Source organism: Methylobacterium sp. 1A, from assembly GCF_058072805.1.
In genome coordinates this window covers 4,026,817-4,052,899 of the sequence record NZ_JBYQVE010000001.1, presented here as the reverse complement: position 1 = coordinate 4,052,899, position 26,083 = coordinate 4,026,817, and the positions used below count along the sequence as shown (strand labels likewise).

General features: G+C 73.0%; 28 protein-coding genes. 19 read left to right on the top strand and 9 right to left on the bottom strand.

Annotated elements, in window-relative coordinates:
- The first annotated feature begins 54 nt into the window (after positions 1-54).
- Positions 55-327, top strand: coding sequence for a hypothetical protein (locus tag ACX9MN_RS19595; protein ID WP_489725137.1), 273 nt, complete (start codon positions 55-57; stop codon positions 325-327).
- A gap of 20 nt (positions 328-347) precedes the next feature.
- Here ACX9MN_RS19595 and ACX9MN_RS19590 read toward each other — a convergent pair whose 3' ends face one another.
- On the bottom strand, positions 348-575 hold the full coding sequence (locus ACX9MN_RS19590; protein WP_042675635.1) for a hypothetical protein: 228 nt from the start codon (positions 573-575) through the stop codon (positions 348-350).
- Positions 576-1,062: 487 nt separating this feature from the next.
- On the opposite strand from ACX9MN_RS19590, the gene ACX9MN_RS19585 reads away from it, so the two are divergent.
- Positions 1,063-2,595, top strand: a complete 1,533-nt coding sequence (locus tag ACX9MN_RS19585) for a sensor domain-containing diguanylate cyclase (RefSeq protein ID WP_132369162.1) — start codon at positions 1,063-1,065, stop codon at positions 2,593-2,595.
- A gap of 205 nt (positions 2,596-2,800) precedes the next feature.
- Entirely contained in the window at positions 2,801-3,049 is a 249-nt protein-coding gene (locus ACX9MN_RS19580) for a PilZ domain-containing protein (protein ID WP_020094697.1), read from the top strand.
- Between the two features lie 114 nt (positions 3,050-3,163).
- Here the strand turns inward: ACX9MN_RS19580 and ACX9MN_RS19575 are convergent, their stop codons facing one another.
- A complete protein-coding gene (locus ACX9MN_RS19575; RefSeq protein ID WP_489725136.1) occupies positions 3,164-3,892 on the bottom strand; it encodes a GntR family transcriptional regulator in 729 nt (242 codons plus the stop codon).
- Positions 3,893-4,068: 176 nt separating this feature from the next.
- On the opposite strand from ACX9MN_RS19575, the gene ACX9MN_RS19570 reads away from it, so the two are divergent.
- The 9 genes from ACX9MN_RS19570 to ACX9MN_RS19530 all read left to right on the top strand — a co-directional run bounded on the left by ACX9MN_RS19570 (position 4,069) and on the right by ACX9MN_RS19530 (position 11,831).
- Positions 4,069-4,818 (top strand): maleate cis-trans isomerase family protein, encoded by a 750-nt coding sequence (locus ACX9MN_RS19570; protein WP_489725135.1) that lies wholly within the window; start codon positions 4,069-4,071, stop codon positions 4,816-4,818.
- A complete protein-coding gene (locus ACX9MN_RS19565) occupies positions 4,815-5,915 on the top strand; it encodes an ABC transporter ATP-binding protein (protein ID WP_489725134.1) in 1,101 nt (366 codons plus the stop codon). Before ACX9MN_RS19570 ends, ACX9MN_RS19565 begins: the two co-directional genes overlap by 4 nt.
- Positions 5,916-5,952: 37 nt before the next feature.
- Complete coding sequence (locus ACX9MN_RS19560; RefSeq protein ID WP_489725133.1) at positions 5,953-6,996, top strand: ABC transporter substrate-binding protein; 1,044 nt, start codon at positions 5,953-5,955, stop codon at positions 6,994-6,996.
- Positions 6,993-7,892: an ABC transporter permease gene (locus ACX9MN_RS19555; protein WP_489725132.1), complete on the top strand. Its 900-nt coding sequence runs from the start codon at positions 6,993-6,995 to the stop codon at positions 7,890-7,892. Before ACX9MN_RS19560 ends, ACX9MN_RS19555 begins: the two co-directional genes overlap by 4 nt.
- A gap of 17 nt (positions 7,893-7,909) precedes the next feature.
- Positions 7,910-8,728, top strand: a complete 819-nt coding sequence (locus ACX9MN_RS19550) for an ABC transporter permease (protein ID WP_489725131.1) — start codon at positions 7,910-7,912, stop codon at positions 8,726-8,728.
- An 18-nt stretch (positions 8,729-8,746) separates the two neighbouring features.
- Entirely contained in the window at positions 8,747-9,499 is a 753-nt protein-coding gene (locus ACX9MN_RS19545; protein ID WP_489725130.1) for an aspartate/glutamate racemase family protein, read from the top strand.
- On the top strand, positions 9,496-10,929 hold the full coding sequence (locus ACX9MN_RS19540) for an amidase (protein WP_489725129.1): 1,434 nt from the start codon (positions 9,496-9,498) through the stop codon (positions 10,927-10,929). Before ACX9MN_RS19545 ends, ACX9MN_RS19540 begins: the two co-directional genes overlap by 4 nt.
- Entirely contained in the window at positions 10,926-11,258 is a 333-nt protein-coding gene (locus tag ACX9MN_RS19535; protein ID WP_489725128.1) for a hydroxyisourate hydrolase, read from the top strand. The genes ACX9MN_RS19540 and ACX9MN_RS19535 overlap by 4 nt, the downstream gene beginning before the upstream one ends.
- Positions 11,259-11,384: 126 nt before the next feature.
- A complete protein-coding gene (locus ACX9MN_RS19530) occupies positions 11,385-11,831 on the top strand; it encodes a hypothetical protein (protein WP_331326124.1) in 447 nt (148 codons plus the stop codon).
- Here the strand turns inward: ACX9MN_RS19530 and ACX9MN_RS19525 are convergent.
- The gene (locus tag ACX9MN_RS19525) at positions 11,816-12,148 is read right to left on the bottom strand and encodes a hypothetical protein (protein WP_205833488.1); all 333 of its coding nucleotides are present in this window, start codon (positions 12,146-12,148) and stop codon (positions 11,816-11,818) included. The genes ACX9MN_RS19530 and ACX9MN_RS19525 overlap by 16 nt on opposite strands.
- A 64-nt stretch (positions 12,149-12,212) precedes the next feature.
- On the opposite strand from ACX9MN_RS19525, the gene ACX9MN_RS19520 reads away from it, so the two are divergent.
- The 3 genes from ACX9MN_RS19520 (at position 12,213) to ACX9MN_RS19510 (ending at position 13,866) form a co-directional block, all read left to right on the top strand.
- A complete protein-coding gene (locus tag ACX9MN_RS19520; protein ID WP_489725127.1) occupies positions 12,213-12,554 on the top strand; it encodes a hypothetical protein in 342 nt (113 codons plus the stop codon).
- Positions 12,555-12,739: 185 nt separating this feature from the next.
- A complete protein-coding gene (locus ACX9MN_RS19515; protein ID WP_056526624.1) occupies positions 12,740-13,588 on the top strand; it encodes a methyltransferase domain-containing protein in 849 nt (282 codons plus the stop codon).
- A 65-nt stretch (positions 13,589-13,653) separates the two neighbouring features.
- Positions 13,654-13,866 (top strand): hypothetical protein, encoded by a 213-nt coding sequence (locus ACX9MN_RS19510; RefSeq protein WP_091981372.1) that lies wholly within the window; start codon positions 13,654-13,656, stop codon positions 13,864-13,866.
- Between the two features lie 24 nt (positions 13,867-13,890).
- Here the strand turns inward: ACX9MN_RS19510 and ACX9MN_RS19505 are convergent, their stop codons facing one another.
- The 5 genes from ACX9MN_RS19505 to ACX9MN_RS19485 all read right to left on the bottom strand — a co-directional run bounded on the left by ACX9MN_RS19505 (position 13,891) and on the right by ACX9MN_RS19485 (position 17,105).
- The gene (locus tag ACX9MN_RS19505; RefSeq protein ID WP_489725126.1) at positions 13,891-14,175 is read right to left on the bottom strand and encodes a hypothetical protein; all 285 of its coding nucleotides are present in this window, start codon (positions 14,173-14,175) and stop codon (positions 13,891-13,893) included.
- A 62-nt stretch (positions 14,176-14,237) separates the two neighbouring features.
- Entirely contained in the window at positions 14,238-14,531 is a 294-nt protein-coding gene (locus ACX9MN_RS19500) for a hypothetical protein (RefSeq protein ID WP_020094713.1), read from the bottom strand.
- Between the two features lie 246 nt (positions 14,532-14,777).
- Positions 14,778-15,515, bottom strand: coding sequence for a sensor histidine kinase (locus ACX9MN_RS19495; RefSeq protein WP_103986262.1), 738 nt, complete (start codon positions 15,513-15,515; stop codon positions 14,778-14,780).
- 224 nt (positions 15,516-15,739) lie between these two features.
- A complete protein-coding gene (locus ACX9MN_RS19490) occupies positions 15,740-16,111 on the bottom strand; it encodes a response regulator transcription factor (RefSeq protein WP_205833493.1) in 372 nt (123 codons plus the stop codon).
- A 331-nt stretch (positions 16,112-16,442) separates the two neighbouring features.
- A complete protein-coding gene (locus tag ACX9MN_RS19485) occupies positions 16,443-17,105 on the bottom strand; it encodes a response regulator transcription factor (RefSeq protein WP_056526642.1) in 663 nt (220 codons plus the stop codon).
- Between the two features lie 318 nt (positions 17,106-17,423).
- Here ACX9MN_RS19485 and ACX9MN_RS19480 point away from each other — a divergent pair, with 318 nt between their 5' ends.
- Positions 17,424-19,943 (top strand): MFS transporter, encoded by a 2,520-nt coding sequence (locus tag ACX9MN_RS19480; RefSeq protein ID WP_489725125.1) that lies wholly within the window; start codon positions 17,424-17,426, stop codon positions 19,941-19,943.
- A gap of 3 nt (positions 19,944-19,946) precedes the next feature.
- On the opposite strand, the gene ACX9MN_RS19475 is transcribed toward ACX9MN_RS19480, so the two are convergent.
- The gene (locus tag ACX9MN_RS19475; RefSeq protein WP_331299497.1) at positions 19,947-21,329 is read right to left on the bottom strand and encodes a mercuric reductase; all 1,383 of its coding nucleotides are present in this window, start codon (positions 21,327-21,329) and stop codon (positions 19,947-19,949) included.
- A 600-nt stretch (positions 21,330-21,929) separates the two neighbouring features.
- On the opposite strand from ACX9MN_RS19475, the gene ACX9MN_RS19470 reads away from it, so the two are divergent.
- The 3 genes from ACX9MN_RS19470 (at position 21,930) to ACX9MN_RS19460 (ending at position 26,050) form a co-directional block, all read left to right on the top strand.
- Positions 21,930-22,376, top strand: a complete 447-nt coding sequence (locus tag ACX9MN_RS19470) for a (2Fe-2S)-binding protein (RefSeq protein ID WP_091981360.1) — start codon at positions 21,930-21,932, stop codon at positions 22,374-22,376.
- An 11-nt stretch (positions 22,377-22,387) separates the two neighbouring features.
- Positions 22,388-24,634 carry a xanthine dehydrogenase family protein molybdopterin-binding subunit gene (locus ACX9MN_RS19465; RefSeq protein ID WP_489725124.1) on the top strand — a complete coding sequence of 749 codons (2,247 nt, stop codon included), beginning with the start codon at positions 22,388-22,390 and terminating at the stop codon, positions 24,632-24,634.
- A gap of 165 nt (positions 24,635-24,799) precedes the next feature.
- Positions 24,800-26,050, top strand: a complete 1,251-nt coding sequence (locus tag ACX9MN_RS19460; RefSeq protein ID WP_020094721.1) for a sensor histidine kinase — start codon at positions 24,800-24,802, stop codon at positions 26,048-26,050.
- Positions 26,051-26,083: the final 33 nt, after the last annotated feature.

The window sequence follows — 26,083 nt, the reverse complement described above, 5'->3', positions numbered from 1 at the left end:
GGCGGGCGGTCGGCGTGTCAACTCCGCAGGATCCCTCAGCGCGAGAGCTTTTCAATGCGCCCCCTCATCGCCTCGCTCACCGCCGCGAGCCTCGGTCTGGCCGCGGCCGCGACACCCGCCCTGGCCCAGGTGCAGCAGAACAATCCCAACGCCGCCAACCAATCCATGGAGACCAGCGGCCAGCTGCGCGCTCTGCGACAGGAGCAGACGACCCAGAGCAATACGCTGCGGATGGACATCCAGAGGAACCAGGCCGCGACGCCCGCTCCGAATACCGGGCCGAACGCCATCGGCCCGACCGGGGGCACCGGCGTCATCGGCCGCTGATGAAGGCGGGCGGCGCCGGCCTACACGTCGGGCAGGGGCCGCCCCTTCACGACCACCCGCGGCCACCGCTCCAGGCCGATCGGCATCAGCACGGCGATCTGCGGCGGCACCGCGGTGCCGCCGAGCAGGCTCTCGAGGGAGATCCGGCAGGCCTCCTCGATCTCGCCGCGCGTGCGCGCGCCGGAGGTCTTGATGTCGGCGATCAGGAGCGCCGCGATCTCGTGGGCAAAGGCGTCGCCGTCCAACATGCCGGACTCCCGCTCCGTGTCAGTTCAGCATAGTCGCCTGAGCATCGTCCCGGCATCAGCACAGAATTGCGTATCCACATACCGATTGCGGATACTTTGTCGCGTCCACGGGTCGCTCGCCGCGCGCCGCCGCGCTTCGGGCCCGTATCCCGGAGGTCGGCCGGAACCGGTCGACGGGCGGGTGCAGGCCGGCAACGGCGGGATCGACCGTCGGCAGCACCACCAGGGTGAGCGGGGTTGCGGAGACGAGGCCGCCGATCACCACGGCGCGGCCGTCACGATCGCGGAGGCGGCCGGCAACTGCCCGCGTCACGCAGCACGTCCCGCCGGCCGGCGCGGACCCGGAAGGCCGCGCGGCGCGATCAACGCGGTCTCTCGGATCGTGGACAGAGCCGCCGGGATGTAAGACCGGCCCGCCGCAGTGAAAGCGGCGGTTAAGGCTCGGCGTGCCAGAGCGCGGCAACGAAGCGCCGTCCGCGGGGGGCCGATGAACGTCTGGCGACGCGTCGCCCCGTGGCTCGGCTCGGCCCGCACCTGGATCGTCCTCGGGATCCTGGCCCCGCTGGGCATGGTCGTGACGTCCGGTCTCATGCTGGCCGACCTGCGCCGCGACGCCTGGACCAGCGCCGAGCAGACCTCCTGGAACCTCCTGCAGGTCCTCGAGCGCGACATCGCGCGCAACATCGAGATGTACGATCTCTCGATCCACGCGGCGGTCGACAACCTGAAGGTGCCGGGCTTGGCCGAGGCCGACCCGCACCTGCGCCAGCTCATCCTGTTCGACCGCGCCGCGACCGCCCGCGACATGGGCGTGATGCTGATCCTGGACGAGCGGGGCGACGCCGTCGGCGACATCGCAGCCGTGCCGCCGCGCCCGGGCAACTACGCGGACCGCGAGTACTTCCAGGTCCACCGGGCAAGCACCGGGCTCGGCCTCCATGTCGGGCGCCCGATCGTGTCGCGGCTCAACGGGGAGCGGATGCTCCCGTTCAGCCGCCGCATCGACCGGCCCGACGGCAGCTTCGGCGGCGTAGTCCTGGGCACCGTGAAGCTGTCCTACTTCACGCACCTGTTCAGCGAGATCGATCTTGGACCGGGCGGGGCCATCAATCTGTACCTGACCGACGGTACCCGCCTGATGCGCTACCCCTACGTGGAGGCGGATCTCGGGGCGAATATCGGGCAGACCGCGATCTTCAAACGGTTCCTGCGCGAGGGCCGCGGCAACTTCGTCAGCACCTCCGTGCGCGACGGCGTCGAGCGGAACTACACGTTCACGCGGATCGGAAATCTGCCGCTGATCCTGAACGTCGCCCTGTCCACCAAGGACGTGGAGGCGGAGTGGGCCGCGAAGGCGACGATCATCGGCGGCATCGTGCTGGCGCTGTGCGGCCTCACGATCGCGCTGTCGCTCCTGTTCGGGCGGGAGCTGCGCCGCCGCGAGGCGCTGCGGGCCGAGATGGCGGCGCTGTCGCGCACCGACGCCCTGACCGGCCTGCCGAACCGCCGCTGCTTCGAGGACGCCCTCCGGCGGAATCTGGACGCGGCCCGGCGCGACGGTCAGCCCCTGTCGCTGCTCATCGTCGACGCGGACCATTTCAAGCGCTTCAACGACCGCTACGGGCACCCGGTGGGCGACCAGATCCTGCGGGGCTTGGCCCGCTGCCTCGCGGCGAGCGTGCACCGCCCCCAGGATCTCGTCAGCCGCATCGGCGGCGAGGAGTTCACCCTGCTCCTGCCCGAGACGGACGAGGCCGGCGCCCTGCGCGTCGCCAACACGGTCCACGCCGAGGTGGCCAAGCTGACCGTCCCGTCGGCGGGGATCGGGGCCGGCGCCGTGACGGTGAGCATCGGGCTCGCGGCCGTCCGGCCGGGCGCCGACCGGAGCGCGCCGCTGCCGGATCCCTACCGCTTGGCGGACGGCGCCCTGTACGAGGCCAAGAACGGCGGTCGCAACCAGACCCGCAGCGTCGCGCCGCCGACCCCGCGGGGCGCCCTGCAGCTCGTGCGGACGTCCTGACCGGCACGCTGCCGCGCTTTCGCGGAGCGCCTTGACGGAATCGACACGAACGCCGTGGTCTCCTGGGCGCGATGGCGGACGGCCCGGATCGGGCCCGACGGCGTCGCGTCGGGACGGGGCGGGCGGGATCGATCATCCGTGTCCCGGGCCGGCGGAGCGCGCGCGGATCCGGAGGGATCCGGCCCGCAACCATAGGGTAACGAGGATGGACGACAGACGCGCCGCGCCCCGCAGACGGACCCTGCTTGAGGGCCATATCGAACTCGCCGGCGGCGGCGTGATCGACTGCACGATCCGCAACATGTCGGACGGGGGCGCCCGCCTGAAGGTCGTCAGCGTGATCGGCGTGCCCGACGCGTTCGTGCTGGCCTACGGGGTCGGCGGTCAGCGCCGGCCGGCGCGCGTCACGTGGCGCCAGGAGACCGAGCTCGGGGTCGCGTTCGGCGACGCCTGACGGGCGGCGGCCGAGGCTTCCACGCCCACCCGTGTTGAGGGGCGGATCGGATGGGCGTGGAAGGCCAGCGTCCGGCTGGTGCCCCACCGATGCGACGACAGGGTTAACACTTCGTTACCGCGCCGCGGGGCCCGCGCGCCGGGCCTGGAGCGTCTCGGCGATCACCACGCCGGTCCGCAGCACGTGGCGATGTGCGACGGCCCCGGCCGCGGCGGCGTCCCGCGCGGCGAGCGCCGCGAACAGGTCCCGGTGCTCGCGGGCGGATTCCTCCCAGCGACTGCCACTGGAGAGCGCGCGCAGGCGCGCCCACTGGGCCCGGGCCTGGAGCGCCGCATGGGCCTCCGCCAGCGGGCGGTTCCGGGCGGCCTCGACGATCGTCCGGTGGATCTCCTGGTTCAGGGCGAAATAGGCGTCGAGCACTTGGTCCCGGTGCATCCGGTCGAGCTGCGCCTGCTTGCCGCGCAGCGCGTCCATCAGGGCTTCGGAGATCCGCGGCGCTGCGAGTTCCGCGGTCAGCCGCTCGATCCCGGCGAGCGCCTCGAACAGTTCGAGGATCTCCTCCGGCGTCCAGTCCGGGACGCGGGCGCTGCGGTTCTGGTGCAGCTCGACCAGCCCCTCCGCGGCCAGGAGCTTGAGCGCTTCCCGCAACGGTGTCCGGCTGACCCCGAGGGCGACGGACAGGTCCGTCTCCACGAGGGACGCGCCGGCCGGCAGCACGCCGCGCACGATCATGTCCCTGAGCCGGGCCGCCGCCTGCTCGTGCAGCCCGGTCCGCGGCAGCTGCGCGGCCGGGACGACCGGGGCCTTGCGGGGCCGGCCCCGGCGGCGTGCGACGACGTCCATCGATCCTCCCGTTCTCCCGCGCCAGCCTAGCGCGTCCGGCCGCCCGATCGATGACCCATTTTTCGGCCGCTTGCGCTGCCATATCATGCATTTGCGCAAATTGCATGCAGCATGCAGAAAATACCTTGTCGCCCGCCCAGGCCTGTCGGATGCTTCATGGATCGAGGATGGATGCGATGGAACGAGCGAACGGCACGACGCGTCTGGGCATGCTGACGCCCTCGTCGAACAGCGTCCTCGAGCCGGCCACGGCGCATCTCCTGGCCGGCGTCGCGGGCGTGAGCGCCCACTTCGCCCGCTTCCGCGTGACGGAGATCGGCCTGTCGGCGGCGGCCCTGGACCAGTTCGACCCCGAGCCGATCCTGGCGGCGGCCGAACTGCTCGCCGATGCCCGCGTCGCCGCGATCCTGTGGAACGGGACCTCCGGCGCGTGGATCGGCTTCGACGCGGACGAGCGCCTGAGCGCCGCGATCACCGACCGGACCGGGTGCCCGGCCTCCACCGCCGCGCTCGCCTTCCGCGACCTGTTCCGCGCCCGGGATTTCCGGCGGATCGGCCTCGTCACGCCCTATACCGGCGACGTGCAGCGCCGGATCCAGGCCAACTGGGGCGCGGCCGGCTTCGACTGCGCCGCCGAGCGCCACCTCGGCCTGTCGGAGAACTTCGCCTTCGCCGAGACCGGCCCGGAGGCCATCGCCGGCATGGTCCGGGCGGTGGCGGCCGAGGGCGTCGACGCAGTGGCGATCGTGTGCACGAACCTCGCGGGCGCCGCGCTCGCCCCGGCCCTGGAGGCCGAACTCGGCGTGCCGGTGATCGATTCGGTGGCCGTCACCCTGTGGAAGGGCCTGGAGCTGGCGGGCTGCCCGACGGCGCATCTCGCCGCGCACGGCCGCGCCTTCGCGGCGGGCGGGGAGGGCCGCCCGTGAGCGCCGGGACCACCCTGATCCTCGACGGGATCACCCAGCGCTACGGGTCGGCGCTCGCGGTCGACACCGTGACCCTCGACATCAGGGGCGGGGAGCTCGTCGCCCTGCTCGGACCGTCGGGCTGCGGCAAGACCACCCTGCTGCGCGCGGTGGCGGGCTTCCTGAAGCCCACGGAGGGGCGCGTCATCATCGGCGGTCAGGCGGTAGACCACCTGCCGCCGAACCGGCGCACCGTCGGCATCGTGTTCCAGAACTACGCCCTGTTCCCGCACATGAGCGTCGCCGACAACGTCGCCTACGGCCTCGCGGCCCGGGGCGTCGGCCGGGCCGAGCAGAGGGCGCGGGTCGCCGAGATACTGGCGCTGGTGCGCCTCGAGCACCTCGGCGGGCGCTTCCCGCGGGAGATGTCGGGCGGCCAGCAGCAGCGGGTGGCGCTGGCCCGGGCGCTGGCCGTGCGCCCCTCGATCCTGCTCCTCGACGAGCCCTTCGCGGCCCTCGACAAGAACCTGCGCCTCGACATGCAGATCGAGATCAAGCGCATCCAGCGCAGCGCCGGCACCACCACGCTGATCGTCACGCACGACCAGGAGGAGGCGCTGTCGATGGCCGACCGGGTCGCCGTGCTCAATGCCGGCCGCCTGGAGCAGTTCGCCCCCCCGACCGACGTCTACGACCGCCCCGAGACGCTGTTCGTCAACACCTTCGTGGGCACGGCCAACGTCCTGCACGGGCGGCTCGCGACGGAGCCGGGCGGCGCCCGCGTGGTGGCCCTGGAGGCGGGCGGCCTGCTCCCCGCCGCCACGTCCCTGCCGGACGGGACCCGGGTCGCCGCCTGCCTGCGGCCCGAGCACGTCGCCTTCGCGGAGGAGGGACCGGGGGCCGGGGCAGGGGCCGCCGACGGCCTCGACGGCGCGGTCGAGGTCGGCCTGCCGCTGGGCGCCACCCTGGTCCACGAGATCCGCCTCGACGGCGGCGCCCGTCTCAAGACCGCCGAGCCGCGCGCGGCGGGCGCCCGGCCCCGGCCGCCTGGCACCCGCGTGCGCCTGCGCCCGACAGCACCCGAGCGGGTCGGCGTCTTTCCCGATCCCCGACACTGAGCCCGAGCCGCCCGACACCGAGCCAGGAGAACCGACCATGCCCCTGCACCGCCGCAGCCTCCTCGCCGGCGCCCTGACCCTCGGGGCCGCGCAGGCCTTCCCGGGCCTGTCCCGCGCGCAGGCGCGCAAGCTCGTCTTCGCGACCTTCACGGGCAGCTGGGAGGAGGCGCACCGGGCCGTGCTGGTGCCGGCCTTCCGCAAGAGCTCGGGCGGCGACGTGATCCTCGATCCGATGCTCTCGGTCGACCAGATCGCCAAGGTCCAGGCGGCCCGCGCCAACCCGCCGATCGACGTGATGCTGCACGATCCGGGGCCAGCCCTCACGGCCATCGCCCAGGACCTCGTCGAGCCCTACCCGGTGGCCCAGTCCGCCCATTACGGCAACCTGATCGCCGACGCGCAGGAGCCGATGGGTCCGGCGCCGTTCTTCCAGATCGTCGGGCTGACCTACAACCCCGAGAAGGTGAAGACCCCGCCGACCTCCTGGGCGGACCTGTGGAAGCCCGAATTCAAGGGCCGGGTCGGCATCACCAACCTCAACTCGACGCTGGGCACCGGCTTCCTCGTGGAGATCGCCCGGATGCACGGCGGCTCGGAGACCGACGTCGAGCCGGGCTTCAAGGCGCTGGAGGCGCTCAAGCCGAACCTCGCCGCCGTCGCGGCCAACCCGGGCGCCCTGGCGGCCCTCTACCAGCAGGAGCAGGTCGACATCGGGCCGGGCAATTTCAACGCGATCCAGATCCTGAAGGCCCGGGGCGTGCCGGTGGAGTTCGCGGCGCCGAAGGAAGGCATCATCGCCTTCAAGACGACGATCCACATCGTCAAGAACACGCCGTCGAAGGAGCTGGCCTTCAAGCTGATCGAGGCCGCGCTGTCGCCGGAGGTGCAGGCCAAGCTGATGCAGAGCCCCTACCTGATCGTGCCGACCAACCGGAAGGTCGTCATCGAGGGCGAGGTCGCCAAGGTCCTGGCGAAGGACGCGGACGAGCTGAAGCGCAAGTCGGTGTTCCAGGACTGGGCCGCGATCAACCGCGGCCGGCCGGCCTGGATCGAGCGCTTCAACCGCGAGATCCGGGTGTGAGCACCGGCCCGGCCACGGCGGGCCCGGTCGCGGCGCCCCTCCGCCCGGGCCGCGCCTGGACGGCGGCCTACGACATTCGCCTCGCGCTGCCGCTCGGGGCGTTCTTCCTCGTCTTCTTCCTGGCGCCGCTGGCGCTGCTGCTGCTCGTGAGCTTCTACGCCGATCCGGCCATGACCCGGTTCGGCCTCGACCAGTACGCCCGGTTCCTGCTCGACCCGTTCTCCCTGCGGGTGCTCGGCGCGACCCTGTGGCTCGGCGTCGAGGTCACGGCGCTGACCCTCCTGCTCGGCCTGCCGCTGGCGCTGCTCCTGACCTGGGCGCCCGGCCGGCTGCGCGGCCTGCTGACCCTGATCGTGCTGCTGCCGCTGCTCACGAGCGTGGTGGTGCGGACCTTCGCGTGGATCGTGATCCTCGGGCGCCAGGGCATCGTCAACGCCGCGCTCCTCGGCCTCGGCCTCACCGACGCGCCCCTGAAGCTGCTCTACACCGAGGGCGGCCTCGTCCTGGCGCTGGCGCAGGTGCAACTGCCGCTGATGGTCCTGCCCCTGGTCACCGCCCTGTCGCGGATCGACCCGAACCTCGCCGACGCCTCGGCGGCGCTCGGGGCGGGGGCGTGGCGCACCTTCCTCCGGGTGACGCTGCCGCTCTGCCTGCCCGGCATCGTGGCGGGCTGCCTGCTGACCTTCGCGGCGGCGATCACCGCCTTCATCACCCAGTCGCTGATCGGCGGCGGGCAGATGCTGTTCATGCCCATGTACCTGTACCAGCAGGCCTCCTCGCTCAACAACTGGCCGTTCGCGGCGGCGATCGCGATCGTCTTCCTCGTGGCGGTGCTCGCCTGCGTCACGCTCCTCAACCTCGCGGGCCGCCTGTCGGGCGGCCGCGCGCGCGCCTGAAGCCACCGGGAGTCACCATGCGGACGAGCCTGCGGCGCGATCTCGACTGGTTCAGCTTCCACGGCGCGGTGCTTCTGCTGGCCGGGCTCTGCCTCGTCCTGCTGGCGGCGCCCACCGTGATCGTCGTGGTGGTGTCGTTCACCAGCGGCTTCTCCCTGCGCTTCCCGCCGCCGGGCTACTCGCTGCGCTGGTACGCGGCGCTCGCGGAGGCCGAGCAGCTCCGGGCCGCCGCCTGGAACAGCCTCGTGGTGGCGGGCTGGACGACCCTGCTGTCGGTGGTTCTGGGCACCGCGGCGGCGCTCGCCATCGCCCGGTCGCCGCGGCTCTCCGCGCGGCTCCTCGACAGCCTGTTCCTGTCGCCGCTGGTCCTGCCGGCCCTGGCCTTCGGGCTCGCGGCGCTGATGCTGTTCAGCCTCGCCGGCATCCCGGTCTCGCCGCTGACCCTCGTCCTCGGCCACACCGTGGTCTGCGTGCCCTACGTGGTCCGCACCACCGTGGCGGCCCTGTCGCAGATGGATCCGGTGCTCCTCGAGAGCTCGACCTCCCTCGGCGCCTCGCGCCTCTACACGTTCCGCCGGGTGACCCTGCCGCTGATCCGGCCCGGGATCCTGGCCGGGGGCTTCATCGCCTTCATGGCGAGCTTCGACAACGTCCCGGTCTCGCTGTTCCTGCGCGACGCCGCCACCGACATGCTGCCGATCCGCATGTGGCAGGACCTGGAGGGCCGCCTCGACGTCACAGTGGCGGCGGCCTCCAGCCTGCTGATCCTCGTGACCGTGGTGCTCGCTGCCGTGATGGAGCGGGCCGCCGGCCTGTCCCGCCGGATGGCGGGCTGAAGCGCCCGGAGCCCTCGCATGCGCATCCTGCTCCTCAACCCCAACACCTCGGCGGCGATGACCGCGCGCATGGCGCGGGCCGCCGAGGCGGCGCTCGCCCCCGACGCGCACATCACCGCGCTCACCGCCACGACGGGCCTGCCCTACATCGCGAGCCGGGCCGAGGCGCAGCTCGCCGGGGCGGCCGTGCTGGAGACGCTCGCCGCCCACCATTCCGGCCACGACGCCGCGGTGATCGCCGCCTACGGCGATCCCGGTCTGGTCGCCGCGCGGGAGCTGTTCGACCTGCCGGTGGTCGGCATGGCCGAGGCCGCGATGCTGACCGCCTGCCAGCTCGGGGCGCGGTTCGCGGTCGTCACCTTCGCGCCCGCCCTGCTGCCCTGGTACGAGGACGCGGTGGCCCTGGCCGGCCTGTCGGCCCGCTGCGCCGGCCTCCACGCGGTGCGCCGGCCGTTCCAGGCCGTGACCGAGGTGCAGGACGAGCTGCGGCCCGAGATCCTGGCCCTGGCCGAGCGGGCGGTGGGGGAGGGGGCCGACGTCGTGATCCTGGCCGGCGCGCCGCTCGCCGGCCTCGCCACGACCCTGCGGGACGCGGTGCCGGTGCCGCTCGTCGACCCGCTCGCGGCCGCCCTGGGCCAAGCGCAGGCCCTGGTGCGGCTCGGGACGCGGCCGCCGCGGGCCGGCCGTTTCGCCCGCCCGCCCGCCAAGCCGGCCACCGGCCTCGCCGGGCCGCTCGCCCGCTGGATCGCCCATCGCGAGGAGGAGTCATGACCCGGATCGACGCGGACGGCCCGCTCTGGACCCTCTCGGCCGCGGCCCTGGGCCGCCGCTACGCCGCCGGGACGGTGAGCCCGGTCGCGGCCGCCCGCGCCTGCCTGGAGCGGGCCGAGGCCGTGAACCCGGTGCTCAACGCCCTCGTCGAAGTCGATCCCGAGGGCGCGGAGCGCGCCGCCGCGGCGAGCGCCGCGCGCTGGCGGGCGGGGCGACCGCTCGGGCCCCTCGACGGCGTGCCGCTGACCGTCAAGGACAGCCTGAACGTCGCCGGGTTCGCGACCGGCTGGGGCAGCCGGCTCTACGCGGGGGAGGGGGCCGGGCAGGCCGTCGACCGCGACGAGACACCGGTGGCGCGCCTGCGCGCGGCCGGGGCGGTGATCCTGGGCAAGACCAACGTCCCGGAGCTGACCGTCCAGGGCTACACCGGCAACCCGGTCCACGGGGTCACCCGTAACCCGTGGGATCCGGCGCTGACGCCGGGGGGCTCCAGCGGCGGCGCCGTGGCGGCCGTGGCCTCCGGGATCGGGCCCCTGGCCCTCGGGACCGACGCGGGCGGCTCGATCCGCCGCCCCGCCTCCCATACCGGCCTCGTCGGCCTGAAGCCGACCGCCGGCCGGGTGCCGCGGACAGGCGGGCTGCCGCCGATCATGCTCGACCTCGAGGTGGTCGGGCCGATGGCGCGCACCGTCGAGGACCTCGCGGCGGCCATGCGAGTCCTCGGGGCTGCCGACCCCGGTTTTGTCGCGCCGCACGGCTTCGGCCCGTTCGGGAGCGCCGTCATGCCGGAGCGCCCGCTGCGGATCCTGCACGTCCCGGCCTTCGGGACGGCCCCGGTGGATCCGGAGATCGCCGACAGCGTCGCCGAGGCGGCCGTGCGCCTCGCCGGCCTCGGCCACCGGGTCGAGACCGGCCGCTTCGACGCGGCAACGGCCATCACGGAGGCGTGGCCGGTCCTCGGCCAGGCGGGCATCGCGTGGCTGATGCGCGCGCATCCCGGCCGGCTCGGCGACCTAGGCCCGGACATCCGCGCCCTGGCGGAGGCCGGGGCGGCCCTGTCGGCAGCCGACCTGTTCGAGGTGCAGCGGATGGCCCTGGCGCTGCGCCGGGACCTCGCCGCCCTGTTCGCCGACCACGACCTCCTCATGACCCCCGCGGCCGCGGCGCTGCCCTGGCCGGCGGAGGACACCCATCCGCCGCGCATCGCCGGGGTACCGGTGGGCCCCCGCGGCTCGGCCACCTTCACGGGCTTCGTCAACGCCGCCGGCTGCCCGGGGATCTCGATCCCCTGCCGACCCTCGGGCGCCGGGCTGCCGATCGGGTTCCAGCTCGTGGCGCCCTGGGGCGGCGACGAGACCCTGGTCGCGATGGCGGCCGCCTACGAGGCGGCCCATCCCTGGCGGATAGTCTGGGAGGACGGGACCCCGTGACCGGCCTGTCGCTCCACGCCGTCGACGCCGCCACGGGCCGGCCGGCCGAGGGGATGCGCGTGCGCGTCCTGCGCGCCGGAGGAAAGCGGCGGGTGATCGCCGAGGGCCGCCTCGGGGGGGACGGGACCCTCGACCATCCGGTCGTGCGGACGCGGCTCGCCGCCGGCCTCTACGAGGTCGTGTTCGTCATCGGGGACTTCGTCGGGGCCGCGGGGGAGGGGTTCCTGGAGGAGGCCGCGATCCGCTTCCGGATCTACGACCCCGACCGCCACTGCCACCTGCCGCTGAAATTCACCGCCTTCGGGGTAGCGCTGTTCCGCGGCTGTTGAGCCGCACGCGCCGCCCTCGGACCCGGCCCGCGACGGCGCGGCCCGGCCGCCCTCCCCCGCGAGGTGACCGGAGCCTCCGGAGAGCCTAGACTCGCCCCCGATCGCGGCGCGCGCAGGAGGAAGCCGATGCGGGTTCAGGCGATGACGATCCCGGCGGCGGCCGGGGCCGCGACGCGCGGCGCCCCACGGGCGCGCCTGCTGCTCGCCGCGCTGACGATCCTCGCGCTTCCGCTGGTCTTCGTCGCGGCCGCGCGGGTCCCCGCGGCGCCCGTCGATCCCGACCTCGTGCGGGTGATCCGCTTCATGGCGCTGCTCAAGGGCGGCTTCGCCCTGGCGGCGCTGGCCGGCTGCTTCTGGCGTCTCGGCCGGCCCGCCGGGTGGCGGAGCGCCGTCTACGTGGCCGGACCGCCGCTCATGGCGCTCGGGGCGGCCGGCCTGTGGTCCCTGCGCGATCCCGGGCTGGCGGCGCTCGGCCTGCATCTCGGCCTGTTCGCGGTCCTGGCGGCGGCGCTGACCGACCGCGAGGCCCTGCCCGACCGGCTCCGCGCCGCGCGCCGTCAGATCGTCTCGTAGGCGAACAGGACCGAGATCAGCGTCAGGCCGACCAGCCCGATGACGAAGCAGATGTCGGCGCAGCGCTCCAGGGTGACCGAGAGATCGCCGCCGTCGTCCAGGCGGATCGACAGGTAGGACGCGATCGCGCTGACCAGGAACAGGATCGCCGTCAGGGCGGCGGCCTCGTCGACGTGGCTCGGCCCGATCCAGCCCTCGGCGATCTTCACGAGGCCGATCAGCGTGGTGCAGACGCCGACCATCGTGCCGGCATTGGGGAGGATGTGGCGCGACAGGCTATCCTCGCCGGACCCGGTGCCCTTCCGCCTTTCGGCCATGCGCTCCTCGTACAGCTCCGCTCCGGCCGATGGCCCCCTGATACCGCGCCCGTGGAGGTTCGTCATGAAGCGCCCACTCACCACCAACTTCTCCGCACCGCCGCCGGAGCGTGCCCACCCGCCCGAGCCGGCGCCCGCGGCGGCGACTTGGCGCGACGTCGCCCCGTTCGCGGCCGCCCTGATCGCCACCCTGGAGGCGATCGAGGCCGGGCAGAAGGCCGGGCCGGCGATGCGGGCGCACCGCTCCGCCATGCGCCGCCAGGGCGAGGCGGCCGCCGCGCTCGGTGGATCCGAGGCGCTGGAGGCCGTGCTCGACCAAGTCGCGGACGCCGACGCGGCCCGGGCCGAGCGGCGCCTCGCGCTCGTCCGCGAGGCCTGGGCGGGTCTGCCCGGGGGAGGGGCGTGAGGCGTCCTGCCGGCTCGCCGAATCGGGCTGGCGGCAGATCCGGAACGCAGTGCGCCGTTGGGGCAGCGCGCCGAGGCGCCACAATCCGAATTCGGGCCGCCGCGTAAAGATTTGATACAGGATCTCGGATAAATTCGGGGCTGGCCATACCGCGTCAGCTCGAGATCGCTCGTCGGGAATTTGTGATGGACGACCAGGACAAGCAATTTATCACGCAGCAGATCCTCGACGTCGGCCGCCAGCTCTATGCCGCCCTCGACAGCAAGATCATGACGGCTCACGCGCAGCAGTTGGCGCAGATGCAAGATGTCCGGCGCCTCGCCGTGGTTCAGCTCGCGCCGAAGAACGATTTCTGCCTCGTGACGGATCATCCGATCGCCTACGAGAGCAACGATCACACGGTTCCGCGCGGCACAAAGGATGATAATACGCGCAATCAGCGGTTCTGCCACGCGATCGAGAGCCATTTCGGCCGAAAGGTCAGGGCCCTGGACCTCGGCTGCGCGGGGGGCGGCCTCGTCTTCGATTTCCTCATCCGGGGCAACGCGGCCTTCGGGATCGAGGGGAGCGATTACTCTCTTCGCGCGCAGCGCGCCGAATGGTCCATCATCCCGGACTATCTGAAGACCTGCGATATCACCAAGCCGTTCGCTCTGATGGATCAGAGGTCAGGGACGAAAGCGAAATTTGACGTCATCACGATGTGGGAGGTCCTCGAGCACATCGAGGAATCGCTGCTTCCTCAGCTGTTCGCGAACGTGAAATCCCACTTGGCGGACGGCGGTCTTTTCGTGGGCTCCGCCGCGACCTACGACGATGTCGCCAACGGCGTGAGCTACCATCCGACGGTCAAGCCGGAGACGTGGTGGCGCGAGCTTGTCCGGCAGCACGGGCTGGAATTTGTCCCGATGACCATGTTTCAGTTCAAGGATTTCTGCCGAGGCTCCGGCAACGAGAACGCGTTCTACGACGCCGATTTCAGCAAGAATCCCGAGCTCGGCTTCCACTTCGTGATGAAGCACCGCTCCGCTTGAGGCGGGGCTTCCGAGCTCGACCGGTCGGGCGCCGCAGGCTTGAGCGGTCCGCCCGCGCGCCCCACATGGACGGGAGCGACAGCGCGGGGCCGACCATGTACGACCTCATCCACACCCTCCGCCTCTGGCTCTGGCGCCGCCGAGTGCGGGCCATGGCGCGGGAGTGCCGGGTGTCCGGGACCAGCGACGGCGACTGGATCGCCGCCACCGTCGCGGCCTCCGCGACGAGTTCGGGTCCGGGCGCGCCGGTCTCGTACGTGAGCGGCACCGGCCTGTAGCGGATCCCGCTCGGCCGGGCGCGGTCAGCCTTCCGGAGACGGCTCGGCGGCGGCGGCACCCGGCTCGGGCGCCGGGCCGGTGTCGAGGGTGCCGCTGTGGACCAGGGCGCCGGCCCAGGCGCCCGCGATGATCCGGACCTGCTCGATGGCCTCGGCGCGGGTGAAGGGCCTGTCACCACCTCCCGAACGGCCCTCGTCCCAGTAGACGTAGCCGGTGCGCCGGCCGCCGGCATCCTCGACGCAGGCGGCGTTCTCGAGGACGCAGATCCGGAGCGGGAGCTTGAGACCTAGTGTGGGCATAGGGCCCATATAGGGCGCCGATCCCGCGGGAAGTCGGCGCGCCCGCCGCGTGACGGTCGGTCTCAGGTGTCTCAGGTGGGTTTCGCCGCGTCGAGCGCCTGCTCCAGGTGCGTCACGACCTCGTCGCCCTTGGGCGGCGGCTCGGCCTCCTCGACCCGTCGGGCGACTTCCATGACGAGGTAGGTCACCGACGGCGGCCAAGCCACGCCGTTATCCAGGAGCATCCGGGCGGCGCTTACCAGCATCCGGAACTGGTCCGGCGGGATCGTGGTCCCGGCCTCGTGCTGCGCGAGGATGTGATCGGCGATCGCGGCCGCAAGGCCGGCAACTTCGGCCATCTTGTTGGGCGGATCACCAGCCGTCATGTCAGGTCGCGCTCCGTCTGCGAAAGCACGGTGCGGAGCATCCGTCGCCTCTTCGGGGTCTCAGGCCGACACGGTTCCACAAGCAACCCTGGCGAGCAAGCCGTGTGGCCGCGGCTCGCCTGCGTAGCCGTGGACGCCGCCGATTTCGGCGGCCTGCGCGCGCGGTCCGGGCGTTTCGCGGCCTGCGGTACCGGGACGGCGGACCTGCTCCGCGGCGGCGGTGCCGTCGGGATCGTCCCAGGGCGTCTACGCGGATGCCGGACGGTGGCGGGGCGCGGTCACGCCGAAGACCGAGCCCCGGTCGCGCCGGGATCGCACGGCGACCGGGTGATCGAGCGCCGCGGCGGTTTGCCGGACGATATGAAGGCCGAGCCCGAGACCGGCCCCGTCCCGGCGTCCGGCGCGGTCGAAGGCGTCGAAGATGCCCGCCAGCCGTTCGGGCGCGATGCCGGGACCGCCGTCGTGCACTTCGATCGCCACGCGCCCCTGCCGGCGGCGGCATCCGACGACGACGCGGCCGCCCGGGCCCGCATACTTCACGGCGTTCCCGACGAGGTTGCGCAGGATGGTCGTCAGCATGGCGACCTCGCTCGTGACCGTCAGCGCCGTGGCGCAGACCCGGACACGCACCCCGACCGCGTCGGCGTAGGGTGCCCATTCGGCCGCCACCGCCTCCAAGAGCGGGGCGACCGCGACGGGACCGAGCCGGGGCGCCACGCTGCCGGCCTGGGAGGAGCGGGCCAGGTCGTCGAGCTCGCGGCCGAGCCGCACCAGCGCGTCGCTGGCGAGGCCGAGCCGGGCCGCGGCCCGGGGACCGACGCCGTCCGAGACCGCGCGGTCGATGGCCATGAGGGCCACCTGCAGGGGTTGCTTCAGATCGTGTCCGGCCACGGCGAGCAGCCGGGCCATGGCGCTGCGGGCGGTCTCCGCGCGCAGCAGGGCCTCGTCGGGCGCCGCACCCGGGCTCGCCATCGTCAGTCCCATCCCCGCCTCCTCGTCCGGCCCGCCGACGGCGCGCCGCTTCCATGGCGCGACCTTGGACCGTGGCCGTTCGCGCCGGAATCATACGGAGGTTTGATGTCCTAACCGGACCGGCCTCGGATCGGCTTGCCAGCGGCGCACGCGCGCGATGCCGGTCCGGAGCCGGCCGGCGATCCCGTCACGGATGGAAAGGACCTGGAGTCAGGCACTGGAGTCAGGCCCTGGAGTCAGGCCCCGATCGTCTCTTCCAGGCAGCGGATCAGCTCGTCGGCCACGAGCGGCTTGCGCAAGAGATCGCGGGCGCCCCCGGCGAGGGCCCGGCGCCGGAGTGCGTCGTCGGTCAGAGCAGTCATCATGATGACCGGCATGGCAGGGCGCTGCTCCCGGACGCGGTCCTGCAATTCGATGCCGCTGATCCCTGGCATGTTCACGTCCGTCAGCAGGCACGACACGTCGCTGCCGGCCATCGCGGCCAGGAAGGCCTCGCCCGAGTTGAAGGCCCGCGCGTCGTAGCCCAACGCCTCGAGGAAGCTGGACGTCGCGTCCAGAACCGCCTCGTCGTCGTCCACGACCGCGACCGCTTTCTTCCCGACCGGCACGAATCTCCCTCCAGAGCCTCTCGAAGGCGCATCGATCCCACCTCTGTGGGCCGGCGGCGGCTCCGACGAAATTATACGATGGTTTGATGCGCGCGACGGACTCACATCCCGATGAACCGAGTCCTGCCACAGCAACGCAGGACCCGGGGCGTCGCGACGCGACCCGGTAGACATGGATTTCACAAGTTGAGGCAGGACTTCTTCGCCGATCTCCGATCCGATCGCCGCGACGAATCTGTCCAGTGCGGGTGCCAACGCGGCGATGTCCGGCATCGTTCCGCGCCGATCGGCTCGGGACGGGTCTGCGGGAGAGACGGGGAGATGGTCCGGCTCAGACGGCCGCCCGGGCCTTGAGCAGCTCGGTCTTGCGCACGAGGTCGGCCACGGAGCCGGCCGCCATCTTCCGCATGACGTTGCCCCGGTGGATCTTGACCGTGATCTCGCTGATGCCGAGGGCGTGGGCGATCTGCTTGTTGAGCAGCCCCTTGACGACCTGTGCCATCACCTCGGCCTCCCGCGCCGTCAGGGTCGCGGCCAGCGCCTCGAGCTCGGCGACCCCCGCGCTCGACGCCCGCCGGGTCCTGTCTCGCTCGATCGCGACCGCGATGGCGTCGAGCATGTCCTGATCGCGGAATGGCTTGGTCAGGAAATCGAGCGCGCCCGCCTTCATGGCCTGGACGGTCATGGGGATGTCGCCGTGGCCGGTCATGAAGATGATCGGCATGCGGTTGCCCATCGCGGCGAGCTTCGCCTGCAGGTCGAGGCCGCTGGATCCCGGCAGCCGCACATCGAGGATCAGGCAGCCCGGGCGGTCCGGCAGCGTCGCCGCGAGGAGGTCGCGCGTCGCGCCGTAGGCGAGGGTGTCGAGCCCGACGGAGTGCAGGAGGTCCTGCAGACCTTCGCGGACGCCCTCGTCATCCTCGACGATGACCACCAGCGGTGAGGCCGTGTCGGCGCCGGGCTTCGCCGCGCCACCCCGGACGTTGCCTGACATCGTGATCGACGAGTCCCCGCGCGCCTCTGACAGGCTGCCCGCACGGGCAGTGCTTACAGGTTGTATCCGCGCCCGATCAAGCCGACCCTTTTGTGGACGGCGCGGACCGCCGGCACGGATCGCCCCGAATGGCCGCTCGCCGGACCGCTCCCGACCCGCCTATCGACTCGCGGCCAAGCTTGTGGCTATGAGCGGTTGCACTGTCCCCGGGACTGGCTCAACCTCCGGCGAGGTCAGCGCCTCCCGGCCCAGGATTCGCGGCCGCCCGCCTCCTCCGGCCGCGCGCCCGTCCGACAGGCTGTGCAGCGAGGCGCGGAGATGAGTGCGGTGGGCGACGCGCGTCCCAGGCAGACGACGGCGCGGGTCCTCCTCGCGAGCCTGATCGGCACGACGGTCGAGTTCTACGATTTCTACATCTACGCCACGGCGGCGAGCCTGATCTTCGGGCCGCTGTTCTTCCCGGCGGCGCTGCAATCGGCGGAGCTGATCAGCGCCTACGCGAGCTTCGGCCTCGCCTTCGTGGCCCGGCCGATCGGCGGCGCGGTCTTCGGGCATTTCGGCGACCGGATCGGGCGCAAGGCGACGCTGGTCGCCTCGCTCCTGCTGATGGGGCTCACGACCTCGGCCATCGGACTGCTGCCCACCTTCGCGCTGGCCGGCTGGCTCGCGCCCGTCCTGCTCTGCCTCCTCCGGTTCGGGCAGGGCTTGGCGCTCGGCGGCGAGTGGAGCGGCGCCGCCCTGCTGGCTCTGGAGAACGCCCCGCCGGGCTGGCGCGCGCGCTACGCGATGTTCGCGCCGCTCGGGGCGCCCCTCGGCTTCTTCGTGGCCAACGGCCTGTTCCTCGTCCTGACCCTGACCCTCAGCGCGGAGCAGTTCGCGGACTGGGGCTGGCGGGTGCCCTTCCTGCTCAGCGTGCCCCTGGTCTGGCTCGGGCTCTGGGTCCGCACGAATCTCGGCGAGACCGAGGAGTTCGCCGCCGCCGTGAAGGACGCGCAGCCCCCGCGCGTCCCCCTCGTCGCGCTGATGCGCGACCATGCCGGGCAGGTCGTCGCCGGGATGTTCGGCGTCGTCGCGTGCTTCTCCCTGTTCTGGACCGCCACCGCCTTCGCGCTCGGCTACGGCACAACGACGCTCGGCTACTCCCGGGCCTCGTTCCTGACGGTCGAGCTCGGCGCGATCCTGTTCATGGCCGCCGCCATCGTCGTCGCGAGCTGGCTGTCGGACCGGCTCGACCCGGCCCGGGTGCTGATCGTCGGCTGCGCCGGGACCATCGTGTCGGGGATCCTGCTGGCGCCGATGCTCGGCAGCGGCTCCCTCGCGACCATCTTCGCCTTCCTGGCCTTCGCCCTGTGGGTGATGGGCTTCGTCAACGGGCCGCTCGGCGCGTGGCTGCCGAGCCTGTTCCCGCCGCAGGTGCGCTACACGGGGACTTCCGTGGCGTTCAACGTCGGCGGCATCATCGGCGGCGCCTTCTCGCCGATGATCGCCCAGGCGCTGGCCGCGCAGAGCGGCCTGACCGCGGTCGGCTTCTACCTCGCGCTGACCGGCGGGATCAGCCTCATCGCCTTCGACACGAGCGCCCGGCGGCGGGCGCTGGACGCGCTCGCCCGGAGCGAGCGCCGCTACCGCGCGCTGTTCGAGCAGAGCCACGTCGCGCTGTGCGAGGTCGATCTCTCCGAGGCGCAGGCCCACCTCGCCGAGGCGCGGGCCGCCGGCGCCCTCGGGCCCGACCTCCGCGGGCAGGCCGACGCCGCGCTCGTCGCCGCCTGCGCCCGGCGGATCGCGCTGGTCGACGTCAACGACGCGACGGTGCGGCTCCTCGGCTGCGGCTCCCGCGAGGCGGTGCTCGGCTCGATGAGCCGCTTCCTCCCGCCGGGCAACGACCTCGTCCTGCCGCTCCTGCAGCGGATCGACCGGGCGGGCGGCCGCTTCGAGGCCCAGGGCCGCCTGATCCGCGCCGACGGGCGGGAGGTGACCGCGATCCTCGTCGTGGCGCTGCCGGACGACGAGGCGGCCCTCGACCGGGTTGCCTGCGCGATGATCGACGTGACCGAGCGGGAGCGCGCCAAGGAGGCCCTGCTCGCGGCCCAGGCCGAGCTCGCCCGCGCGGGCCGGGTCTCGACCGTCGGGGCGATCTCCGCCTCCATCGCCCACGAGGTCAACCAGCCGATCGGCGCCATGGTGATGAGCGCCGAGGCCTGCCTGCGCTGGCTGCGGCGCGAGACGCCGGACCTCGAGGCGGCCGCGCGGGCGGCCGAGCGCGCCGTCCGCGATGGCATGCGGGCGAGCCGGATCGTGCAGCGGACGCGCGAGCAGCTCCGCCGCGACCGCAGCCAGCCCGAGATCCTCGACCTGGGCTCCCTCCTGGCGGAGGTCGCGGCCCTCCTCGACCGGGAGATCCTGGCGGCCGGGGCGACGGTGCGGACGGTGATCGCCGCGACCGAAGCGCGCGTCCTGGCCGACCGCGTCGAGCTGCAGCAGGTCGTGGTCAACCTCGTGACGAACGGCCTGCACGCCGTGCGCGACCTGCCCGAGCCCCGCCGCGAGTTGCGGATCGCGCTGACCGCCCCCGCGCCGGGCCGGCTGCGGATCGCGGTCGTCGACAGCGGCACCGGCATCGATCCGGAGCAGCTGCCCAGGCTGTTCAGCCCGTTCTTCACCACGAAGCGCGACGGGATGGGCATCGGCCTCGCGATCTGCCGGACCATCGTCGAGTCCCATGGCGGCACGCTGACCGGCGGGAACAACGACGGGCCGGGCGCGACCTTCGCGGTCGAGCTGCCGGCGGCCGAGCCGGACGCGGCGGGCGGCGCCGCAGCCGAGCCCGCCGCCGGCTGAGCCTCAGCGGGCGGGGACGGCCGCGAACAGGCTGTTCAGCCCCTCCGCGGTGGTCGGATGGGCGAGGATCGCGTCGCGCAACGCCGTGTAGGGCAGGTTGGCGAGCATGGCGACCTGGACCGCGGCCATGACCTCGCCGGCCTCCGCGCCGAGCATCGTGAAGCCAAGGATGCGGTCGTCCGGACCGATGACGGCCTTCATGAAGCCCTCGGTCTGCCCGGTCGTCCGCGTGCGCAGCACGGCCGCCATCGGCAGCCGCGCCACCCGGACGGCGTGACCGTCGGCCCGCGCCTCCGTCTCGGTCGACCCGACCCGCGCAAGCGGCGGGTCGGTGAACAGGCAGGACGGCATCAGCCGGCCCGCGGTCGAGCGCGGGATCCCCGCCAGCGTGTCGCGGATCACGCGGAAATCGTCCGCGGAGGCGTGGGTGAAGGCCGGGCTGCCCGCGCACTCGCCGATGGCCCAGACGCCCGGCGCGCTCGTCCGGAGGTGATCGTCGACCTCGATGACGCCCCGCTCGGTGAGCGCCACGCCCGCGCGGTCGAGACCGATGCCGTCGGTGTTCGGCGCGCGCCCCGCCGCGACGAGGATGTGGCTCGCGGCGATGACCGCCTCACCGGCACCGCCGCGCACCGTGATCTCCACGGTCTCGCCCGAGCGGCCGCGCACGCGCACCACCTCCGTGCCGGTGCGGATCGCCAACCCCTCGGCCTCGAGGAACTGCGCGAGGGCGGACGCCACGTCCGGATCCTCGCGACCCGCGATCTGGGGCCCGTGCTCGATCACCGTCACCGCGCTGCCGAACCGGCGGTAGGCCTGGGCCAGTTCGAGGCCCACGTAGCCGCCGCCGAGGACGACGAGGTGGGCGGGCACGGCGTCGAGTTCGAGCGCCTCGATATGGGTCAGCGGCCCGGCCTCGCGCAGGCCCGGGACGTCCGGGATGGTCGCGCGGGTGCCGAGATTCAGGAAGATCTGCTCCGCCGTCAGCGCGCGCGAGCCGCCCGCGTTCAGCGCGACCGTGAGCGCTCTGGGGCCCGTGAAGCGGGCCGTTCCCATGACGAGCTCCGCGCCGCTCTCGCGGTAGCGGTCGAGGTGCATGTCGATGAGGTCGCGAACCATCGCCCGCTTGCGCGCGACCACCCGGCCCATATCCACCGCGACCGGTCCGGTCTCGATGCCGTACCGGTCTGCCTGCCGGGCGCGGTGGGCGATCTCGGCGCTCCAGATCTCGTTCTTGCTCGGCAGGCAGTTGGTGTTGGGGCAGGAGCCCCCGATCCAGCGGCGCTCGATCACCGCGACCCTCTGGCCGGCCTTGGCGAGGTGCCACGCCAGGAACTTGCCGCCCTCGCCGCTGCCGATCATGAGGGCATCGTAGTGGTCGTCCATGGTATTTCCTCCGCGATCCCGAGATCTGCGGAAAACGTAGAGGCCTCACGACCGGACGGATATCATGCGTCGGTATGATAGACCGGTCCCGACCGTCCGGCGCGCAGGTTTCGTGCGCATCGAGTCTCGGATGATCCGACTCGAACCTCGGTATCATTGAGCCGGATCGGCCCATCACCGCAGCTCCGTCCGTCGCTGACGGGCGATCACCCGTTCCGGTCGGCGCCTCTGCAGGCCGGCCTGCCGCAGTCCCGCGCCCTCCGCTTCGAAAGATCGGATCCCGGAACACGCGGGTTCGCCGCAGCCGCGGCCCGGGCGCGTGACCGGCCGCCCGAGCGCCCCGCGAAGCTTTCAGGGCCGAGACCCAGGGCGATGGACTGTCCTCCGCCGGCCCTGATCCCGGGGGCGGGCCGCGGAGGGGCACCGTTTCGGGTGACGACCCCTAACCTTCGTATGATTCCGCGCGGCCGGGGGCGGCGGTACCTCTCGCGACACGGCACACGATCCGGACCGCGCCTTCGGCCGTCCCCGAAGACATGTCGCCCGGCCGGTTCGCACGCCGAGACACGTCGCGGCGTCCCCATCCCACGAGGTCGAACGATGGTCCAGCTCACGATCAATGCGCGTCGCTACACGGTGGACGCGGAACCGGACACGCCGCTGCTGTTCGTCCTGCGCGACAGCCTCGGGCTGACCGGCACGAAGTACGGCTGCGGCATCGGGCAGTGCGGCGCCTGCACGGTGCTCCTCGACGGCGCGGCGACCCGCTCCTGCCAGATCCCCCTGGAGAGCGTCGGCGACCAGGCCGTCACGACGATCGAGGCGATCGAGCAGGACCCGGTCGGTGCCCGGGTCGTGGCCGCCTGGGTCGGCATCGAGGTGCCCCAGTGCGGCTACTGCCAGTCCGGTCAGGTCATGGCCGCCACGAGCCTGCTCAAGCAGACCCCGAAGCCGACCGAGGCCGACATCGCCGGCGCCATGACCAACCTGTGCCGGTGCGGAACCTACAACGCCATCGCCGCCGCCGTGCGGCAGGCCGCGGCCTGAGGAGGCGCACGATGACCGACCTCACGCCCCTCCACCGCGCCGACCGTCGCGAACCGGTGCGCAACCTCTCCCGCCGCGGCTTCCTGGGGGCCGCCTCGGGCGCGCTGTTCCTCGGGGTCGGCCTCCGGCTCGCGCCGGCCACCGCCCAGACCCGCGCCGAAGGCCCGGCGGCCGTCGCGCCGAAACCCGGGACCCGCGTGACGGCCTTCCTGGAGATCCGCCCCGACGACACCGTGCGCCTGCTCAGCCCCTTCGTGGAGGGCGGCCAGGGCATCAACACCGGCCTCGCCCAGACGATCGGCGAGGAGCTCGACCTCGACCCGGCGCGCTTCGCGGTGGAATGCGCCCCGCCCGGTCCCGACTACGCGGTCGTCAACGGCCTGCGCATGACCGGCGGATCCTTCTCCACCCGCTCCAGCTTCGAGGCCATGCGCCGCCTCGGCGCCACCGCTCGCGAGATGCTCCTGCGGGCGGCGGCCGCCGAGCTCGCCGTGCCGCAGGCCAGTCTGACCACCGAGAACGGGCGCGTGATCCACGCCGCCTCCGGCCGGAGCCTCGGCTACGGCGCGCTGGCCGCCGCGGCGCTGGCGCTGCAGCCGCGGGACGACGTCGCCCTGAAGGATCCCAAAGATTTCCGCTGGATCGGCAAGCCGGTGGCGCGCCTCGACATGCGCGACAAGTCCACCGGCCGGGCCGTCTACAGCATCGATATCCGGCTCGACGGCATGGTCCACGCCGCGATCCGGCACGCGCCGCATCTCGGCACCGAGCCGGAGGCGATCGCCAACGCCGCGGAGGTCCGGGCGATGCCGGGCGTCCAGGCGGTCGAGCGCCTGCCGGGCGCGGTGGCGGTGGTGGCCGACACGTGGTGGCGGGCCCGCAGGGCCGTCGAGGCCCTGCAGGTGACCTGGACCCGGCCGGCGCCCGACGGCGTCGCCACCGTCTCGGCGGGCTTCTCCTCGGCGGCGATGCTGGCCGCCCTCCGGGACGCGGCGGGCCCCGGCGTCCCGGCCGAGCAGGCCGGCGACCCGGGCGCCGCCTTCGCGGGCGCGGCCAAGGTGGTGGAGGCGGCGTACGACGCGCCCTACCTCGCCCACGCGCAGCTCGAGCCGCCCTCGGCGGTGGCGCGCTTCGCCCCCGACGGCAGCCTCGACCTCTGGGTGCCGAACCAGATGCCGGAGCTGTTCCAGCAGGTCGCCGCCAAGACGGCCGGGCTGCAGCCGGATCAGGTCCGGATCCACTCGCCGATGCTCGGCGGCTTCTTCGGGCGCCACTTCCACTACGGGCCGGCGAGCCCGTTCCCGCAGGCGATCCTGCTCGCCAAGGCGACGGGCAAGCCGGTGCGGGTGCTGTGGTCGCGGGAGGAGGAGTTCGGCATGGACGCCGTCCGCCCCCTGAGCTTCGCGCGGTTCAGGGCGGCGCTCGGTCCGGACGGGATGCCGGTGGCGCTGGAGACCACCGCGGTGGGAGAGGGCCCGATCGGGCGCTGGTTCGGCGCGCTGTTCAAGGGGCCGGTGGATTCCTCGGTGGTGGAGGGCCTCGACCGGAAGCCCTACGCGATCCCGAACCGGCGGCTCACCTACGTGAAGGTGCCGCACCCGGTGACGATCGCGTTCTGGCGCTCGGTCGGGCACTCGATGAACGATTACTTCTACGAGAGCTTCCTCGACGAGATCGCGCAGGCCGGCGGCCAGGATCCGTTCGCCCTCCGGATGACGCTCCTGAGGGACAGCGCCCGCCACCGCACCCTGCTGCAGGCGGTGGCCGACCTCGCGGGCGGCTGGACGCGCGGGCCGTTCCGGGCACAGGACGGCACGCGGCGGGCGCGGGGCGTGTCGATGGCCTCGCCGTTCGGCTCGGAGACGGCGACGATCGCCGAGGTGTCGCTCGAGAACGGCGAGGCGCGGGTGCACGATCTCTGGATCGCCATCGATCCGGGCCGCGTGGTCAACCCGGCGATCGTGAAGCGCCAGGTCGAGAGCGCGGCGGCGCTCGGCCTCTCGTCGACGCTGCTGGAGCAGGTCGTCTACGAGAACGGGGAACGGCAGGCGCGGAACTTCGACGCCTACCCGATCCTCGACCGGGAGCGGATGCCGCGGGTGCACGTGGCAATCGTCGAGAGCGGGGCGCCGATGGGCGGCATCGGCGAGCCCGGCCTGCCCGGCGTGCCGCCGGCGGTGGTCAACGCGGTCGCGGCGCTGACCGGCCGACGCCTGCGCAGCCTGCCCCTGGCCAAGGAGACCCTCTCGGGGACCTGACGCCGATCGATGACCCCGGGCGATGACCCCGGGCGATGACCCCGGGCGATGACCCCGGGGCCTGCCCCCGAAAGTCCCGCTTCCCGACTGGAAGCGGGATTTTCGGATGCCGTATAGCGGGGGCGCGGCGGGCCTGAATCGGGGCCGGCCCCGGGAACCGCCGACATGAGCAACGGTCTGACGCCGACGGCCGACCGGATCGTCGTGGCCAGCGAGGCCGACTGGAACGACGCGTGGTACCTCGTCTGCATGAAGGTCTCGACGATCGGCTTCGTCGTCGTCGATGCCCGCGAGCGGGTCGCCACCCTCGACGCGCTGCGGGCGGCCGGAATCACCGACATCGCCGCCCACCTCGACGCCCATCCGGACGTGGCCGACCGCCTGCGGCACGGGATGGTCATCCTCGACGTCAACGAGGCGGCGGTGCGGATGTTCGGCGCGGGCGGCCGCGCGGACATGATCGGGCAGCGCACGCAGCGCTTCTTCGACCCGCTCTGCACCGCCCAGGTCAATTCCGCCCGGGCCTTCGCGGCGGGCGCGACCTCGTTCCAGCAGCAGGCGCACAGCGTCCGGCTCGACGGATCGCGCTTCGAGACGCTGTTCTGCGTGGTCCCGCGGGCGGACGGCGCCACCTCCGGCCTGTGGCTCGCCTCCTTCGTGGACATCACCGAGCACGTCGCGCGGCAGATGTCGCTGGAGGTGCTGCGCGACGAGCTCGCCCACGTCTCCCGGATCTCGACGCTGGGCGAGCTCTCGGCGTCGATCGCGCATGAACTCGGGCAGCCCCTATCGTCGATCGGCATGACCGCCGGGGCGATGCTGCGCCTGCTCGATCGCGCGGATCTCGACCGCGACCTGCTCCGGCGGCAATGCCAGCGCATCGTCGATCAGGTCACGCGGGCCGGGGACATCATCGATCGCACACGCCGCATGGCCGCCAAGCGGGACAGCGTCCGCGCGCCCGTCTCCGTGGCGGAGGTCCTGGCCGAGGCCGCGCGGTTCGTGGCGCACGATCTGAACCGCACCGAGATCAGGCTCACCGTCGCCCCGGCGGACGCGGCCGCGCAGGTCATCGCGGACCGGATCCAGCTGCAACAGGTCTTCGTCAACCTGCTGATGAACGCCATCCAGATCCATCGGCAGGCGCGGACCCCCGGGCCCGAGATCGCGGTCGAGACCGTCTGCCGGGACGGGTCGATCACGGTCGACGTCGTCGATAACGGGCCGGGCCTCGATCCCGGCACCCTCGACCGGCTGTTCGACGGCTTCTTCACGACGCGGGCCGAGGGGCTCGGCCTCGGTCTCCGGATCTGCCGGACCATCGTGGCGGCCCATGGCGGCTCGATCGACGCGAGCCCCCGCGACAGAGCGCCGGGCGCCCGCTTCTCGGTGTGCCTTCCGCTCGCCCAGTCCTGACCGGGCGGCCGCGGGAAGCGGGCAGGGGCGCCC